Source organism: Calditrichota bacterium (genome assembly GCA_013152715.1).
GTDB lineage: Bacteria > Zhuqueibacterota > Zhuqueibacteria > Thermofontimicrobiales > Thermofontimicrobiaceae > 4484-87.
This window is the reverse complement of the sequence record JAADFU010000204.1, coordinates 1-16,528: the sequence shown is the minus strand read 5'-3', so window position 1 is coordinate 16,528 and position 16,528 is coordinate 1. Positions and strand designations below refer to the sequence as shown.

At 44.2% G+C, this 16,528-nt stretch carries 16 protein-coding genes; 15 read left to right on the top strand and 1 reads right to left on the bottom strand.

Annotated elements, in window-relative coordinates; all coding sequences use genetic code 11:
* The first annotated feature begins 132 nt into the window (after positions 1 to 132).
* Both GXO74_16380 and GXO74_16375 read left to right on the top strand, forming a co-directional pair.
* Positions 133 to 660, top strand: coding sequence for a tail fiber domain-containing protein (locus tag GXO74_16380; GenBank protein NOZ63231.1), 528 nt, complete (start codon positions 133 to 135; stop codon positions 658 to 660).
* Positions 661 to 715: 55 nt separating this feature from the next.
* Entirely contained in the window at positions 716 to 2,584 is a 1,869-nt protein-coding gene (locus GXO74_16375; GenBank protein NOZ63230.1) for a T9SS type A sorting domain-containing protein, read from the top strand.
* A gap of 154 nt (positions 2,585 to 2,738) precedes the next feature.
* Here GXO74_16375 and mutM read toward each other — a convergent pair whose 3' ends face one another.
* Positions 2,739 to 3,569, bottom strand: coding sequence for a DNA-formamidopyrimidine glycosylase (gene mutM / locus GXO74_16370; protein NOZ63229.1), 831 nt, complete (start codon positions 3,567 to 3,569; stop codon positions 2,739 to 2,741).
* Between the two features lie 300 nt (positions 3,570 to 3,869).
* On the opposite strand from mutM, the gene GXO74_16365 reads away from it, so the two are divergent.
* The 13 genes from GXO74_16365 to GXO74_16305 all read left to right on the top strand — a co-directional run bounded on the left by GXO74_16365 (position 3,870) and on the right by GXO74_16305 (position 16,377).
* Positions 3,870 to 4,304 carry a hypothetical protein gene (locus GXO74_16365; GenBank protein NOZ63228.1) on the top strand — a complete coding sequence of 145 codons (435 nt, stop codon included), beginning with the start codon at positions 3,870 to 3,872 and terminating at the stop codon, positions 4,302 to 4,304.
* Between the two features lie 8 nt (positions 4,305 to 4,312).
* Positions 4,313 to 5,803 (top strand): UDP-N-acetylmuramoyl-L-alanyl-D-glutamate--2,6-diaminopimelate ligase, encoded by a 1,491-nt coding sequence (locus GXO74_16360; GenBank protein NOZ63227.1) that lies wholly within the window; start codon positions 4,313 to 4,315, stop codon positions 5,801 to 5,803.
* Positions 5,804 to 5,866: 63 nt separating this feature from the next.
* Complete coding sequence (locus GXO74_16355) at positions 5,867 to 7,723, top strand: hypothetical protein (GenBank protein ID NOZ63226.1); 1,857 nt, start codon at positions 5,867 to 5,869, stop codon at positions 7,721 to 7,723.
* A 67-nt stretch (positions 7,724 to 7,790) separates the two neighbouring features.
* Positions 7,791 to 8,543 (top strand): PHP domain-containing protein, encoded by a 753-nt coding sequence (locus tag GXO74_16350; protein ID NOZ63225.1) that lies wholly within the window; start codon positions 7,791 to 7,793, stop codon positions 8,541 to 8,543.
* Positions 8,544 to 8,556: 13 nt separating this feature from the next.
* Positions 8,557 to 9,129, top strand: a complete 573-nt coding sequence (locus GXO74_16345; protein NOZ63224.1) for an isoprenylcysteine carboxylmethyltransferase family protein — start codon at positions 8,557 to 8,559, stop codon at positions 9,127 to 9,129.
* A 76-nt stretch (positions 9,130 to 9,205) separates the two neighbouring features.
* Positions 9,206 to 10,315, top strand: coding sequence for a glycosidase (locus GXO74_16340; protein ID NOZ63223.1), 1,110 nt, complete (start codon positions 9,206 to 9,208; stop codon positions 10,313 to 10,315).
* 360 nt (positions 10,316 to 10,675) lie between these two features.
* Positions 10,676 to 11,767, top strand: coding sequence for a hypothetical protein (locus tag GXO74_16335; protein ID NOZ63222.1), 1,092 nt, complete (start codon positions 10,676 to 10,678; stop codon positions 11,765 to 11,767).
* A gap of 87 nt (positions 11,768 to 11,854) precedes the next feature.
* The gene (locus GXO74_16330; protein NOZ63221.1) at positions 11,855 to 13,165 is read left to right on the top strand and encodes a hypothetical protein; all 1,311 of its coding nucleotides are present in this window, start codon (positions 11,855 to 11,857) and stop codon (positions 13,163 to 13,165) included.
* A gap of 329 nt (positions 13,166 to 13,494) precedes the next feature.
* The gene (locus GXO74_16325) at positions 13,495 to 14,058 is read left to right on the top strand and encodes a hypothetical protein (GenBank protein ID NOZ63220.1); all 564 of its coding nucleotides are present in this window, start codon (positions 13,495 to 13,497) and stop codon (positions 14,056 to 14,058) included.
* Positions 14,059 to 14,625, top strand: coding sequence for a GNAT family N-acetyltransferase (locus tag GXO74_16320; protein ID NOZ63219.1), 567 nt, complete (start codon positions 14,059 to 14,061; stop codon positions 14,623 to 14,625).
* A 30-nt stretch (positions 14,626 to 14,655) separates the two neighbouring features.
* Positions 14,656 to 15,426, top strand: a complete 771-nt coding sequence (locus GXO74_16315; GenBank protein ID NOZ63218.1) for an AMP nucleosidase — start codon at positions 14,656 to 14,658, stop codon at positions 15,424 to 15,426.
* Positions 15,427 to 15,523: 97 nt separating this feature from the next.
* A complete protein-coding gene (locus GXO74_16310) occupies positions 15,524 to 15,784 on the top strand; it encodes a hypothetical protein (protein ID NOZ63217.1) in 261 nt (86 codons plus the stop codon).
* A gap of 212 nt (positions 15,785 to 15,996) precedes the next feature.
* Positions 15,997 to 16,377, top strand: coding sequence for a GxxExxY protein (locus GXO74_16305; protein ID NOZ63216.1), 381 nt, complete (start codon positions 15,997 to 15,999; stop codon positions 16,375 to 16,377).
* Positions 16,378 to 16,528 lie beyond the last annotated feature (151 nt).

The following is a 16,528-nucleotide window of genomic DNA, read 5'->3' as shown; positions in this document are numbered from 1 at the left end:
AATGTCGGCATCGGGGATAGCTCCCCGTCTTACAAGCTTTCAGTTGACGGAGGAGCAGACTTCGATGGAGATGTTTACGCTAAAAATGAATTTATCGCAAGAGGATCTTCATATCCTTCTCGGACATTGAGGATGAAATCTGTTTCCGGTCAATATTTGATTGCTACCAATGATTTATTTATCAATTGCGGCACTGAGTCGGGCAGTCCGGGAACCATTATCTTTCAAGAAAATGGCAGTGAGAGAATGCGCATCAAAACCGGCGGCAATGTCGGAATCGGCACGTCAAGTCCAGGCAATATTTTGACGATTAAACATTATTCATCGACAGATCCGATTGCAGATTCCTGGACAACCTACAGCTCACGCCGTTGGAAAACAAATATTAAACCAATTGACAACGCACTAAATTTAGTCAGTCGTCTGACTGGCGTTTCTTATGATTGGAAAGAAAACAGCAAACACGATATCGGACTGATCGCTGAAGATGTAGGCGAGGTAATTCCCGAAATCGTCGCTTATGAAAAAAACGGCGTGGATGCCAAATCAGTGGATTATTCCCGAATCGTGGCGGTTCTGATTCAGGGAATGAAGGAACAGCAGGCAAAAATTGAAAAATTAGAGAAACGCATCATTAGGCTTGAAAAGGAAAAACGTTAATTTTGATTTTTCTCTAATTCATAATCCAAAAATATCAAAATTAGGGAGATTACACATGCTTAAATATAAAAAATGGATTATGGCGTGCTTGTTGTTTCCGCTCATTCTGCTGTTTGTAAATAACGGCACAACGAACGCCCAATCCAGTGAAAATTTTGTGATAAAAAAATCGGTTGTTGACCAAGGCGGGGAACGAAGTCAATCTGAACAGTTCAAAGTTACTGACGCCATTGGCCAGCCATCTCCTGTCGGAACCGGCTCCAGCGCAAATTTTTATCTCAGCAGCGGATTTTTATCTCTGACGCAGCAGGGAATTATGATCAGCGTTCACGACACGACCGGCGCGACCGGCAGCACTTTGGAAATCCCTGTTTACGTGGAAGACCTCACTGGCGAAAATGTGTTCGGACTTTCGCTCACACTGGAAACCGGAACCGATGTTTTGACTCCCCTCGGAGTTAATTTGGCAGGCACTATTTTAAACCAGTGGGGATCTGTGACGACAAACATCACTGACGGCCAAATCCTGATTACCAGCGCCAGTGCGACAGCGTTGTCCGGCAGCGGGGTTTTGCTTTATGTGCAATATCAGGTAAATTCTTCCGCGCAGGACGGCGACACGACACAGATTCATTTTGTCACTGCGCAATTCAATGAAGGATCGCCATTAGCGGCCAAAAGCGATGGACTGTTTACTGTTTTAGCGGGCTATAATGTCAGCGGCGCTGTGAAATACTATTCCAACGAAAATGCAGTGGCCGAGGCAAATTTGACGTTGGACGGAAATTCAACCGCAACGGACGCTTCCGGCAACTTCACTTTCTCCATGATCGCACCGGGCGATTATTCGCTGACGCCTTCAAAAGATGGCGATTTGGGAAACTCGATCAGCGCGTTTGACGCTTCCTACATTTTGCGGGAAGTGGTGGGACTGATTAGTCTGGAGCCCTTTCAAAAAATTGCCGCCGATGTCTCTGGCAATGGAAGTATCTCAGCTTTTGACGCCTCTTATGTCCTGCGCTATGTCGTTAATTTAATCAACGAATTTCCGGTCGGAGACGATTGGACATTTGTCCCCACAAGTTTTGCCGTTGATGAAAATAACTGGAATTCTGCGCCGAATTTTCTCCGCTACGAACCACTGAATTCAAATCAAACAGACCAGAATTTCAAAGCCATCGTCTTTGGCGACGTGTCCGGGAACTGGTCAGCGCCGGGATTAGAACTGGCGGCGGTTCCGAAAGTGACAACCGGCTTCGCCAGCGTGAAATGGGGAAAAATCCAACGGCTCTCAGCGCAGCAGATTATCGTCCCGATCAAGGTTGACGTATCAGGAGATCTTCTGTCCGCTGAAATGGAACTCTCATTTGATTCCGGGTTGCTTCATTTGCAGGATGTCGCTTTGGGCAAGAAGTTCGACTTATTTTATGTCGATTATCAATTGCATGAAAATGTGTTGAAAATCGCCCTTGCCGGCGCCAAACCTGTGAATGCTAACGCTGAAATTCTGGAGTTGAAATTTGACGTTCCCGATCAAAAATCGAGTTCCGCGACCGTGTTAGAAATGCGGGACATTTCCCTGAATGAAGGTCAAATTACAGTTGCTAATTCTGCTAATCAATTGATCTTTAATCCCAATGTTCCGCAGTCCAGCGAACTTTTTCAGAATCATCCCAATCCGTTTAATCCTGAGACAAAGATCGAGTATCAACTCCATGAAAAGGCTCAGGTAAAAATCGAAGTTTACAATCTTGTCGGCCAAAAAATCAGAACTCTTGAAAACAAGGAACGACAAGCCGGACATTATTCCGTGATGTGGGATGGTTGTGATGAGTTTGGTAACAAAGTGGTTTCCGGAATTTATCTGTACCAGATTAAAGCGGGTAAATTTGTGAGAACCAGGAAGATGGCGTTGATGAAATAAAATAAGCAATAAAATAGGGAAAAGCGCTGAAAACTTGAATTAAAATTTTTCAGCGCTTTCTCGATAGCAGAGAACAGACCACTACCACAGAGTATCAAATTTGCAAGCTCATTTACATTTGATGGTTTGGAAAATGAGCGCTGATAAAAATGTCTCACTTCTGACACTTCCCACAAAAATAGCTGCTTCTCCCCTTCTGTTTTATTCTGATAATCGGACTGCCGCAGACCAAACAGGGCTCACCTTCTCTGCCGTAAACTTGGATCATTTTCTGAAATTCGCCTTCGATATTGTAAACGCTGCGGAAATTGCTTTTGCCGTCGCCGAGCGACGTGCCCATTTTTTCGATTGCCAGATTCAGTACAAAGGGAATTTGCTCAAAGAGGGCTTTGATTTCGGCATCGCTAAGTTCATTCACGCGCCGTTCGGGATGGATCTGACAGCGGAAAAGAATTTCACTGGCGTAAATATTACCGATGCCAGCAATCTTTTTTTGATCCATCAGAAAAGACTTGGCGTCCAGCCGGGAATTCTGAATCCGCTGGCGCAGAGCGTCTAAAGTCCAGCAATCGTCCAACGGCTCAAGGCCGGTGAGCGGAGCAAATTTTTGCACATCGCCGGGCGGCAGGTAAAGCAGCGTGCCCAAAGCGCGCGTATCCTGAAACTGCAAGAGCCCTCCCGATGCAAAATGAAAAACAGTGCGCGTGTATTTTTCCTTTTCAAATTTCCTCTCTGACCAGATTAATTTTCCTGTCATGCGCAGGTGAATGATTAACTGGCCGCCGTCAGAAAAATCGAAAATGATATATTTTCCCTGTCGCCGAATTTGACGAATTTGTTTGCCGACCAATTTTTCTGGCACTTCATTCGCATCGTTCAACTTCCACTGGCTCGCCCGGAAAATTTCCACATGCGAAATCACCTGCCCGACTACTTTTACACGCAACTGGCGAATGATTGTCTCGACTTCGGGTAGTTCTGGCATGATTTTATTTCGCTTTTCTAAAATGTTAACATCGCTTTTTTAAAATGTTAACAGAGATAATTCTCTTTGCTACCAAGACTCGAAGGCAGCAAGTTTTTTTTAAAAGGAAAATCTACAAACCATCATCCGATTTCATTCGAATTCACAGGAATCATCACTCAAATCCGCGAAAATCTGTAAAATCCGTGTCATCCGCGCGCCATTTTCAAACAAAAATTCCCACAAAATTACTTGCTTTAAAAATTTTCTTTCATTAAATTAGTAATTTAAATTACCGAACAAATTAAAACTATCAGTTAAATGATTGATCAGTCTGTTTTGTTTCAGGCAAAATCGTTTTTGTGTTGGGATCGATTCGCGGAATTGAGCATCCAACTGGTACCAGTGCAAACGGCTGTGGGGTATTTTTATCCGCCGCGGCATGATCTGGCGTCCATCGTGCTTTTTTACCATATTGCAGAAAAGGATGTCACTGAAGCGCTTTGCCTTTTATTTCATGAAGTAGGCCATTTTTTGCAGTGGAAATCTTCGTCGAATCGAGAAGATTTTTTGAGTAATTTCCAATTGGACAAAGGCTCAGAAAAAATTAAATTTGAAACCCAAGCCTGGGAACTGGGTAAAAGTATTTTAATCGAATTCATTGATCAGCACGATTCTTTGAACGAAAATATTCTAAAAAAATTTGACAGACTAAAACAACAAAGTTTACGGACCTATTTTGCAGAAGGAGCATGAACCGCACCATGGAACTGAAATCGCTTTTGGATGTATTAGATGAAAAACAAATAGCCGGGAAATCGGAAAATATTGAAATCAAAGGCATCGTTTACGATCCGCAGCGGGTGAAGCCCGATTTCCTTTTCGTCGCTATTAACATTTACACGCAACTGGACAAAATTGAAATTCCCGAAGGCCATGACAAAGTCGGAGAAGCCATTGAAGCTGGCGCTGTGGCTGTTGTTTTGCAGCGTGACATGAAGGTTCCCGACAATGTCGTTAAGATTCTCGTGCCCGATTCGCGATTGGCGCTGGCGAAATTAGCCAATCACTTTTACGGTTATCCCTCACAGAAAATGAAAATGATCGGCATCACCGGCACCAACGGCAAGACAACTACGACGCACATTTTGGAATCAATTTTAATGCAAAAATATCGCACCGGTCTAATCGGCACTTTGTACTACAAAATTAACGGCAAAATTTACAAATCCAAAGACACCACACCGGAGCCGCCGGATTTGCAGGAAATTTTCACACACATGGTACAGGAAAAAGTTGATTATTGCGCGATGGAAGTTTCTTCCCACGGCATCGATTTTTACCGCGTGGAAGGCGTGGATTACAATGTGGCGGTGTTTACGAATTTGTCTCAGGATCATCTGGATTTCCACAAGACAATGGACAATTATCTCACCACGAAGAAAAAATTATTCCAATGGCTCGATGAGGAAGATTTTGCCATCGCCAACATCGACGACCCGCACGGGCACGAATTTTTGCAAGCTACAAAAGCGAAACGGATTTCTTTTGGCATCAAAAATTCGGCGGCGATCATGGCAAAAGACATCGAGTTTTCCATTAAAGGAACACGTTACCGCCTGGTAACTCCAATCGGAGAAATCACTGTTTCTCCCAAATTAGTCGGCATGTTCAATGTGTACAACACTCTGGCAGCCGTCGCCGTGGCATTTTCTCAGAATTTTGATCTGGAAACAATTAAGCAGGGACTGGAAGCGCCGATTCGCGTCTCCGGCAGGTTCGAGTTAGTCGATCACGGACAGCCTTTCTCCGTGGTCGTCGATTACGCCCACACGCCTGACGGCATGGAAAAAGTGCTCGGTCTGGCGGAAGATTTGCACCCCAACCGCGTGATCACGGTTTTCGGCTGCGGCGGAGATCGCGACAAAGACAAAAGGTCAAAAATGGGCGCTGTGGCGGACAAATACAGCGATGTCGTCATTCTCACTGCTGACAATCCGCGCAACGAAGACCCGAACAAAATCATCGCGGAAATCGCTGCCGGAGTAAAAAATGCGGAAAAACACATCGTCATTGACAGACACGAAGCGATTAAATTTGTGCTGGAAAATGCACAGGAAAATGACATCATCATGATTCTGGGCAAAGGGCACGAGACCACGCAAATTTTGGAACACGAGACGATTCATTTCAACGATGTAGAAGAAGTGGAAAAAATTCTGGCAGAAATGGGTTATGATCAAAAAAACAATTAATCTCACCCTTTCAAAAGGCTTGAAAGACGAAACCTGAAACCAAAAACTTGAAACTCAATAAAAATGAAAAAACAAACTCTTTTAAAAATTCTCGCTTTATTTTTGTGGGCTGGTCTTTTCTTTTGCTCAAAAGAGCCGCCGGAGCCCATTGTTGCGAAAGCCGGTAAAACGACTCTTCCCTATTCCGAGTTTCGCGACCGCTATGAAATGACGCCGCACATTTTGCTCACGAAAGACAAACAGCGCAACAAAGAGCGCGTGCTCATGTCTCTGTTGAGCGAAAAAGTCCTTGTCGAAGAAGCAAAAAAACGGAAAATGGATCGGGATGAAAAATACCGCACTTTTGCGGAGCAAATGAAAAAAGAAGCGACAGTGGAAAAACTTTTCGACGAGGAGATCGCTTCAAAAATTGAAGTGAACGAGGATGAAATCAAAAAAGGATTTATTCGATCCCAATCGAAACTATCGCTGCAAGTGCTTACTTTCGACGACGCGAAACGGGCGCAATTGGCGAAAGCCATGATCGATTCAGGGAAAGCGTTCACTGAAGTGAAACAGGCGCTGGCAACGGATATGTTCATTTCTGCGGATTCGGTTTTGACGCTGGAGATGGAATGGGGACAGTCGCATCCAAAATTGGAAGATGTGGCATATTCGCTCAAGCCGTTCCAGGTTTCGGAGCCGGTTTTTGTTGATGGGAAATATTTCATTCTCAAATTGGTGGATCGGAAAACGAATATTTTGCTCACAGAAAGCGGCTATTACAATAAAAAACCTTCCATTCGCAAGACAATTTTGGAGAGAAAGCGGACGGAAAAATTCAATGAGTTCATGCGAGAACTGATGAACAAAAAAACCGTCCGCGTTTCCCACGAAATTTTCAACCTGGTCGCTGCCGGGCTGGAAAAGGCTTACGGGATTCAGGATTCGATGCAACAGAAAAAGCCGAAACAGCGCGACATTACTCCCGCAGCATTGCGTCAGTCCGAATTAGCCGATCATTTGAAAGATACTTTCGCTCGCTTCAATGACGGCTCTGCTTGGACGGTGGAAGAATTCATCAAAAAATTGAGCGTTGGGCCCTATCACGTTGATTTTTCCTCCCGGGAAAAATTTCGCCGCAGTTTGCGCCATGCAGTAAAGCGCATGACGGAATTTGAAACCATGGCCAAAAAAGGTGAGAATCTGGGTTTAGACAAAACCTATTACGTAAAATATCAGACTAAAATGTGGAGCGACGCGTTTCTGGCACGGCGGTTGCGAAACATGATCGTAGACACTGTTTCTATTTCAAATGAAGAAATTAAAAGTTATTATGAAAAGCATAAAAACAAATACAAACAACCGGCGCTGATTAATCTTCATGAAATATTGGTGGACAGCAAATCACTGGCGGATAAAATTTATCGGCAAATTCTCCGGGGCGCAGACATGAAAAAATTGGCACGAAAATACAACAAACGGCAAATCAGCATCAAATCAGCAGGTATAACCGGATATTTCACGCCTAAAGCATTTGGCAAGGTTGGCGAAGCAGCGATGAAATTGAATATTGGCGACATCAGCAAGCCGGTGAAAACAGAAAAGGGACAATATTCCGTGTTCAAAGTGCTTGACAAAAAACAAGCCGGACCTGCGCCGCTGCAAAGCGTCCGGAACGACGTCCGCGGGGATGCGCTTACGGAAAAACGCTGGGCTGCCGTGGATAATTATCTGGCAAATTTGGGCAAAAAATATCCATTGAAAATCAATACTTCTGTTCTGGATACCCTGACCACTTACGATTTAAACATGCTGGTCTTGAAACGCCACTACGCCAATCGATCCGTGGCGCCATTTGTGACGCCGATGCTGCAAACGCCGAACTGGCAGCGGATCACGGAAAATTTGATCAAAAAAACAAGAAACAAAGCAAAATAAACCGATTTAGGGATTTTTTTCCCGTGGATGCAAATCCATTGGCAGCGATGAGAGGAGCCGGAAATTCGTGAGGTTGAAAGTTGATTTTCACACACACACCTCGGATGATTTAGTCGAAGAAAAAGTCAGTGGCAGGAAAAATTTACCTTCCCCGTATGAACTGATCGATTTGGCAGTAGCGAAAAAATTTGACGCCATTGCCATTACGCATCACGGGATCATTTACAAAAACCCTAAAGTTGAAGCCTATGCCCGGGAAAGAGGTTTGTTGCTTCTTTCCGGCGCCGAGGCTTTTATCGAGCGAAAACACGTTGTTTTGATCAACTATCCCCTGCTCAAACCATTTAAAACCTACGAAGATTTGTGCCGACATAAACGCAAGGACGGATTGATCATTGCGCCTCATCCCTACTACATTTTAGGTAAATGCGTGGGCAAAAATCTGGAAAAATATCCGCAATGTTTTGATGCCGTGGAATACAGCCGTTTTCATTACAAATGGATCAATCCGGCAGAGAAAGCGCGACGCGTGGCGGAAAAATTGGATCTGCCCGTAGTCGGCTGCTCCGACGCGCATGAAAGTTATCAGTTCGGCAACACCTATTCCCTCGTCGACGCTAAAGAAAAATCAGTCCAAGCTATCATTCGTGCCGTCAAGGCGGGCAAAGTGGAATACGTCAGCGAAAATGAAACTTTTAGCAATTTCGTCCGTGATTTATGGTGGACGGTAAAAACTTATCCGCTTGATGTTTATCAATTGTCTCGCCGAATTTCGGCATCGGCTGTGTCCCTTTTGGCAACTAAAAAACCTACACATTAAAAAAGGTACAAAAATGGTCAGTTATTATTTGTTAATGTCAATTTCAGCCGTCTGGCTGCTATCTGAAATTTTATTAGCCAAATTCAAATCATCCGCTCGGGTCAAACAATCGCAGCAAAAAGACAAAGGATCCATAAAATTTCTCTGGATCGTGATTGTCATCAGCATCACTCTCGGGATTCTGACAGCAAGCAGGGGTATCGGCTTTATCAAAGATTATTCGGAAAAAATTTCATCTTTTGGGTTAGGTCTAATTCTGGGCGGCCTTATCATTCGCTGGATTGCAATTATTTCCCTGAAAAAGTATTTCACTGTGGATGTGTCCATTCAAAAAGATCACCAGATCAAAACCGATGGTTTGTATCAAAGCATCCGCCATCCGGCTTATCTGGGAAGTTTGCTGTCCTTCCTGGGGTTGGGACTTGCCTTCTCCAATTGGATCAGTACGCTTGTCATTTTTGTGCCGATTCTCGCTGTATTTCTGCTGAGAATTCGCGTTGAGGAAGAGGCGTTGCTTGAGTTTTTTGGGGAAGAATATGAGAAATACAGACAGAGGACAAAAAAATTAATACCTGGAATTTTTTGATAAATCATGAGCGATTGGTGTGGCTCCCTCTGAAAGGTGAAGCACATCGTTAACAAAATCAGCGAATGGCATTGCTATGGCAAACTTTAACAGGATCAACATTTTTAATTACAAAAAACTCTCTCTTTCCAAACCACTCATCCGCTACGCCCAAAATCCCATCTTAACGCCCAATCAGATAAATGCCGTCTGGAGTAAACCGGAATGGCAAGTCGTCACTGTCCACAACGCCGGAGTTACAACTCTGGGAGACGAAACGATCATGCTGTTTCGTTCTCATTTGCGTTGCGGGATTTCTGTGCTGGGCCTGGCGAAAAGCAAAAATGGCGTAGATGATTGGAAAATTCATCCGCAGCCAGTTTTGAAACCAGCAACTGGAAATGATGACTTTGCTCCTGGGACGGATAGCGGGCAGCTCATCGAAAACGAATCCGGAGGAGTTGAAGACCCGCGAATTATGAAATTTGGCGCGGAATACGCCATCACTTACAGCGCGTACCACGGCAAAATTAAAAATCGCGTCCGTGTCTCACTGGCGATGACAACTGATTTTATTAATTTTGTCCGTTACGGTCCTGTGCTCGAACGCGACATGCGCAATGTGGTTTTTTTCACTGAAAAAATCAACGGGAAATACGTCGGTTTGTTCAGACCCAACGACGTGACCGAAGGCGATGTAGGCGGACAGTACACGCAAATCCGCATCGGCTATTCCGATGATTGGCGTTCCAATTCCTGGAATATTGCGCCGGAACCAATTATGCACACAGGTTTCGGTCCCAGCGCATTTTCCGACAAAATAGGCCCTGGCGCTCCGCCGATAAAAACGGACAAAGGCTGGCTGAATATCTTCCACGGCGTACGCACGACGATGGATGGTAATCCTTATGTTTTGGGCGTGGCGCTCCATAGTTTGAAAAATCCCGCAAGAGTAAAAATATCTGCCATTCCCCTGCTTTTTCCTTCGCGAGCCGACTGCCGAGTCCCGGAAGACGGCTATGTTCACGTCCCCAATGTCGTCTTTTCCTGCGGCGTCACCCGCAAAAATGATGGCTCCCTGTGGATTTACTACGGCGGGAACGACACGGTGATGAATCTCGCCTTTAGCCACGAAAAAATCCTCATCGAATTGTGCGAAAAATTCGGACGGGACCCATTAACCGGTAACCTGCTGTACTCCTTTTGATCTATCCTTTCACTTTTTAATCTATTTTAAAACACTCTAAATCTATATTTTATAATACATCTTGACATTAACATTTTATAGTATTATATTTTCATGCCAATAATTATTGCTATGGTTAAAATTATCATCGGGCAAATATGACATCTATCAGAAGTAAAGATTTTTATATTTTTAAATACTCTATTTTTCACAAAATATATCATCCTGCATTGAAGCGTAATCCTATCAATTTGACAAATGGTATTTCTTCGCCATTCCAATCCATACTTTTTTTAAACATAAAATCCCTAAACCTAAAACCACAGCTTCAAATTAATTGCCCAAAACTTAAACCATTCATTCAACCGGCGGGAGGAGGAAATGAAATTTTTAAAAAGCATTTTTGTTTTTCTTTTTCTAACAAATTTATTATTCGGCGCTGACTTCGGCATTTACGAAAAAGTTGTTCAAAATGCCGCAGGAAATGCTCAGGAGGTTGCAGATTTAATCACGCAAAATCTGACAGAATCTTCCTTTCAGTATTTAAATACGCTGAAAATGAGTACGCCCAATCTCGTTCGGGAAGATGCCGCGAAACACTCAACTTTTAATTCTTTTCTGATTCTGGCCACAGACACGGCGTTTGATAAATTTCAGGCGCAATTCGGGAAGCGGTACGCCGCCAACTGGATTCTTCGCATTGGAGTTTATGAAGATGAAACTGGCGTCCAGGTCGTCATCGCCAATCCTATCACACTAACACGCATCATTTGCAATGATCTCGATGACGCAAATTATCAAAAAGTTATCGCGAAATCAGAGGAAATCCGACAGAATTTACGCTCGTTTATTTTATCGGCAGTAAAGGGAAAAGAAGTAAGCATCCAAATGCCTCCGCTACGTTCAGCCGAACGGTTACGAAAAGCAAAGAAGGACATGATGATGATGGTCGGGCCAATGACTTTCTTTCGAGACAAAGATCAGTTTCCTATCCTGCTGTCAATTGATACCGGCGCAGATCCAGCGACAAAATTGCAGGAAGTTATTGATCAGGTAAAGAAAAATATTGAGGCATTCCAGCCGGCTGAAAAAGATGCCGGCTACCACTGGACGAAAAGCGCCGCCGAAGACCTGAAATGGCGCGTAGTCTGCGAAGTGAAAAATGAGGGCATTAATGCTGCGCTATTGGGAATTACACGTAATCGCACCGAGGCGCTGTCTTTTCACATTTGCGGCATGAAACGCGAGACAGAGGCAAATTCCACCCCCGGCATCGATCATGTCTGCGCCTATCCCGTCGAGGTGGCAATTTTTGAAGAAGACGGAAAAATCAAAGTCGGAACACCGCGAGAAATGTTTCGCATGGACATGTTTTTCTGGGACGCGGGAAAATGGGCGTTCATGAAATTTATGAACATGCCCGGGAACCTGGATAAATCCATCAAAAAAGCAATTACAGGAAGATCAAAATAATTCATGTGAAGGAGATAATTCATTTCCAATTTTTTACTTCACTTTTACCTAAATTCAAACCACACAATTATCATTGAGGAGGAGTAAATGAACAAAAAATTAGTTGTCGCACTGTTTACCATCTCGATTTTTTCCGCATCTTTGCTTTTTGCAAATGGCTTAAGCCTTAATAGCGTCGGTACGAGAGCCCTTGGAATGGGCGGCGCTTACATTGGTCTTGCCAACGATTACAGCGCGGTTTACTGGAATCCGGCAGGTGTTGCGCAATTGAAATCACCGCAATTTGCATTTTTTGTGACAGATGTGATTCCCAAAGGCACATATCAACTGACATTTCCGGCTTCCATGGGCGGGGCCACAGTTGACGCAACGACCCAAACGAATCATTACATCAGTCCAAATTTAATGGCTTACATGCCGCTGGGAAGTAGCGAAAAAATGACGGTCGGTATCTCCGCCTTTGTACCGGCGGGATTAGGCGCAGAGTGGGCAGGAAAAGACCTGGCGGCATTCAGCGGCCCTGCCGGCACTTCTTTCGAATGGATGAGTAAAATCGGCGTGTTCAATGTTTCCCCGGTGATCGCGTACCAGATTAATGAAAAGTTGTCCGTGGGATTAGCGCTGAATATTTTCTACGGCATGATGGACATGAAACGGCCCATGGATACTTTTGACGCGGTAAACAATGGTCCGGGCCAGGATGGCATGGTTGACGCGCAATACGAAGAAACAGGATCCGGTTTGGGCTATGGCGCTGCTTTTGGCGTGCTGTTCAAACCGACGGAAATGTTGAGCATTGGCGTGTCCGCAAAAACAAAAACAACGGTGAAATTTGAAGGAACGGCAAAGAACTCTGCTTTCCAGGCCTACAACGCTTATGAATCCGACTATGCTCGCGATTTAGCATGGCCTCTCTGGGCAGGCGCCGGAATCGCCGTTACTCCGACGGAAAAATTAACTTTGACCGCCGATGTGCAATTCAGCCAGTGGTCTAAAACAGAAAATGAGCTGACAACTGATTACAAAGACCCTGTTTGGGATATGCAAGTTGATCAGACCGGTCAAAATAAAATGGAAATGAAATGGAAAGATGCGACGCAAATCCGATTTGGCGCGCAGTACATGGTTGCTGAAGGATTTGCACTACGAGCTGGTTTTTACCACGATCCGGCTCCCGCTCCGGATGAAACTGTAAATATCATTTTTCCGAGCGTCACCTACAACGCCGTCACTTTCGGCGGCAGCTATTGCTTCGGAAAAGTGAGCCTGGACGCTGGATTTGAATATCTGATGGGTCAGGATCGGGTAATTCCATTCGACAACATGCACGACCAGCCTGGTACACAGGGTATGGATATCATGGCTTTCAGTCTGGGATTGAGCTATTCTTTTAAATAAACTCGCCCAGTCCTTCGCTTTGGTGGCAAAAACCCGGGTTCCTTTGGCGGATCCGGGTTTTGCTCTATTTGTTTGTATCTACTCATTCACCGATTCCAATTGTCAAAATAACTCATCGCTGCGCAAATCTGAAACGAACAATTTTCAAAATTCTCCATAATTTCAAGAAAAATCCTTGACATTTAGCAAAATTTTCTTAAAATATAACTAATATTTTCTTCAATAAAACAACTTGAGTTTGTCGATGCTTGCTTGAGCTTCACCTTCGATTTTTATCTAAAAGAAAAGCCGGCTTTTTTATTTTTGAAAATTGACTTTGGTGAAATTTAATGGCAAGACACTATATTCGGCATTATTATCTAAATGACACTGTTTATTTTCTCACTGTGCACACAGTGAAACGGGAGTGCCATTTTTCGTCAAATGAACGCAAAAAGATTCTCTTTGAAACAATTTGCCAGATTTTTCGCAAATACAATTACCATCTGTACGCCTGGGCAATATTTGACGATCATTATCATTTGCTGTTCAAAACGCGCATCGGCAGTCAGTTGCCAGATGTGGTGAAAGCCATCAACGTGCAGTGCGGAGTAAAAATCAAAACGCAGGAAAACAGACGCCGGATGAATCCTCTATTCTTCAACTACTGGGACGTCTGTATTCGCACGAAAGATGATTTTTATCGCTTTTTCAATTTAATTCATGCCAATGCCGCGAAGCATGGCTGGCCGAAAACTGGCGATCACTACGTTTTTTCAAGTTTTCGCTTCTGGCAATGGAGACGAAATTATTTTTGGTTAAAAAAATTGCAGCAAATTTTTCCGCCTGACAGTTTAAATTTAAAAGAAGATCAGGGATTGCATCGGGCAAATATGAAAAGAGCGAGAGGTTAAATGCGCTTTTCCGCTGAAGATATTTTTCCCCTCACGCCGGAACGATGGGATGATTTCCTGCAATTATTCGGGCCGCGCGGCGCCTGCGGCGGCTGTTTTTGCATGTGGTGGCGCCTTTCAGCGCGTGAGTTTGAGAATCAAAAAGGCGACGGCAATCGCGAGGCAATGAAACAACTTGTCTTTTCAGGCATTCAGCCGGGAATTTTGCTGTACATTGAAAACAAGGCAATTGGCTGGTGTTCGCTGGGTCCGCGCGATCACTTTCCGCGATTGCAGCGATCTCGTATTTTGAAGCCCATCGATAATCTGCCAGTGTGGTCGATCGTTTGCTTTTTCATCCACAAAAATTACCGCAGGAAAGGCATGAGCAGCCGCCTTTTGAACGGCGCGATTGAGCTTGCGCGCTCAAACAACGCGAGAATTATTGAAGCATATCCCATAGACACAATTGAAAACTACCCGGCAGCATTTGCCTTCACCGGAATCGCGGGTATTTTTCGCAAAGCTGGCTTCAAAGAAGTAGCCCGGCGATCCCCGAAAAGACCCATTATGAGATTGAAATTGTAACAACAATAATACGGAGCACCAATGAATTCAATTGATCGTTTGCAAATTGCCAAAGATTGGCTTCCGCGCTACACCGGGATGCCGCTGGATAAGTTTGGCGATTATATTTTGCTGACAAATTTCAAGAGTTATCTGAAAATGTTTGCTGAAATGTTCGCTTGCGACATTTACGGCGAGGACAGGCCGATGCAGGCCGCGACGAATGACAGGGGGCTGACCATTGTCAATTTCGGAATTGGTTCACCGAACGCAGCGACGATTATGGATTTGCTCGTTGCCCGTCACCCGAAAGGAGTTTTGTTTTTGGGCAAATGCGGCGGGCTCAAAAAATCCAGCGAAATAGGCCATTTCATTTTGCCGATTGCGGCAATTCGTGGCGAGGGAACCAGCAATGAATATTTTCCGCCGGAAGTGCCGGCTCTCCCTTCTTTTAAATTGCATAAATTCGTCTCGGAAAAAATCGTTGCTCACGGCCACGAATATCGCACCGGTGTGGTTTACACGACCAATCGCCGCATCTGGGAGCACGACCAGAAATTTTTGCAAAGATTAAAAGAAATGACCTGCATCGCCATTGACATGGAGACGGCGACAATTTTCATCGCTGGGCATTACGACGAAATCGCCCGCGGCGCCCTGCTTTTAGTGTCCGATGTGCCGATCACTCCCGACGGCGTGAAAACCGAAGAATTAGATCGGATGGTCACGGAAAAATGGACGCAGACGCACCTGCAAATCGGGATCGAAGCCATGACTGACATCGGCGAGAAGGGCGAACCAATCAAGCATTTCAAATATTGATTTGCAATTCAACATCGAAGAAATTTCCAAATCTTTCAAATAATCAGGCGCGTGAATTTTTTCGACAACCATTGACAAAACATTTGGAGACAATCTTATGAAATGGCTCACCTGGCCTTTTGTGGTACTGTGGCGATTGCTGACGGCAATTTTGGAATTAATCGGCAGAATTCTCACGGGAATTTTTGGCATCATGTTTCTTGTCTTCGGCGCGATTCTGGCAGCGACTGTTGTTGCAGCCCCGGTGAATTGTCTTTTTGATCATCGGAATCTTGCTGGTGATCCGCAGTATTTTTTGATCGACACAGAAACACCAAGTCACAGAAAAAAATCTTTGCGGCTCCGTGGCTCCGTGTGAGAATTAGCCTTTTAAATAATCACACCAAGACGCCAAGACACAAAGACAAAAAAAATCTTTGCGACTCCGTGGCTCCGTGTGAGAATTAGCTTTTTAAATAATCACACCAAGACGCCAAGCCACAAAGACAAAAAAAATCTTTGTGACTCCGTGACCCCGTGTGAGAAAATTTTATCAAACAACCACCAAAAACACCAACACGAGAAATCAATATGAACGAAAACGACATTGCAAATATAATCGTTGACACTGCTATCGAAGTACACAAAGAACTTGGGCCTGGGTTACTGGAAACAGTCTACGAGGTAGTACTTGCTCACGAGCTTGAAAGACGTGGCTTATCCGTCAAGCGGCAAGTCAAAGTTCCAATTGACTACAAAGGATTAAAATTTGAAGAAGGCTTTCGCCTTGACATTCTTGTTGAAAATAAAGTAATAATTGAGCTAAAATCTGTTGAATCATTAAATAAAGCTTACAAAAAGCAAGTGTTAACATACCTTCGTCTGACTGGCCTCAAGCTCGGATTTTTGTTGAATTTCGGCGGAAACCTAATGAAGGACGGAATATCGAGGATTATTAACGGCGAGATATAAAAAATAATCACACCAAGACGCCAAGACACAGAGACAAAAAAAATCTTTACGGCTCCGTGGCTCCATGTGAGAATTAGCTTTTTAAATAATCACACCAAGACGCCAAAGCACGGAGACAAAAAAAATCTTTGTGGCTCCGTGACTCCGTGTG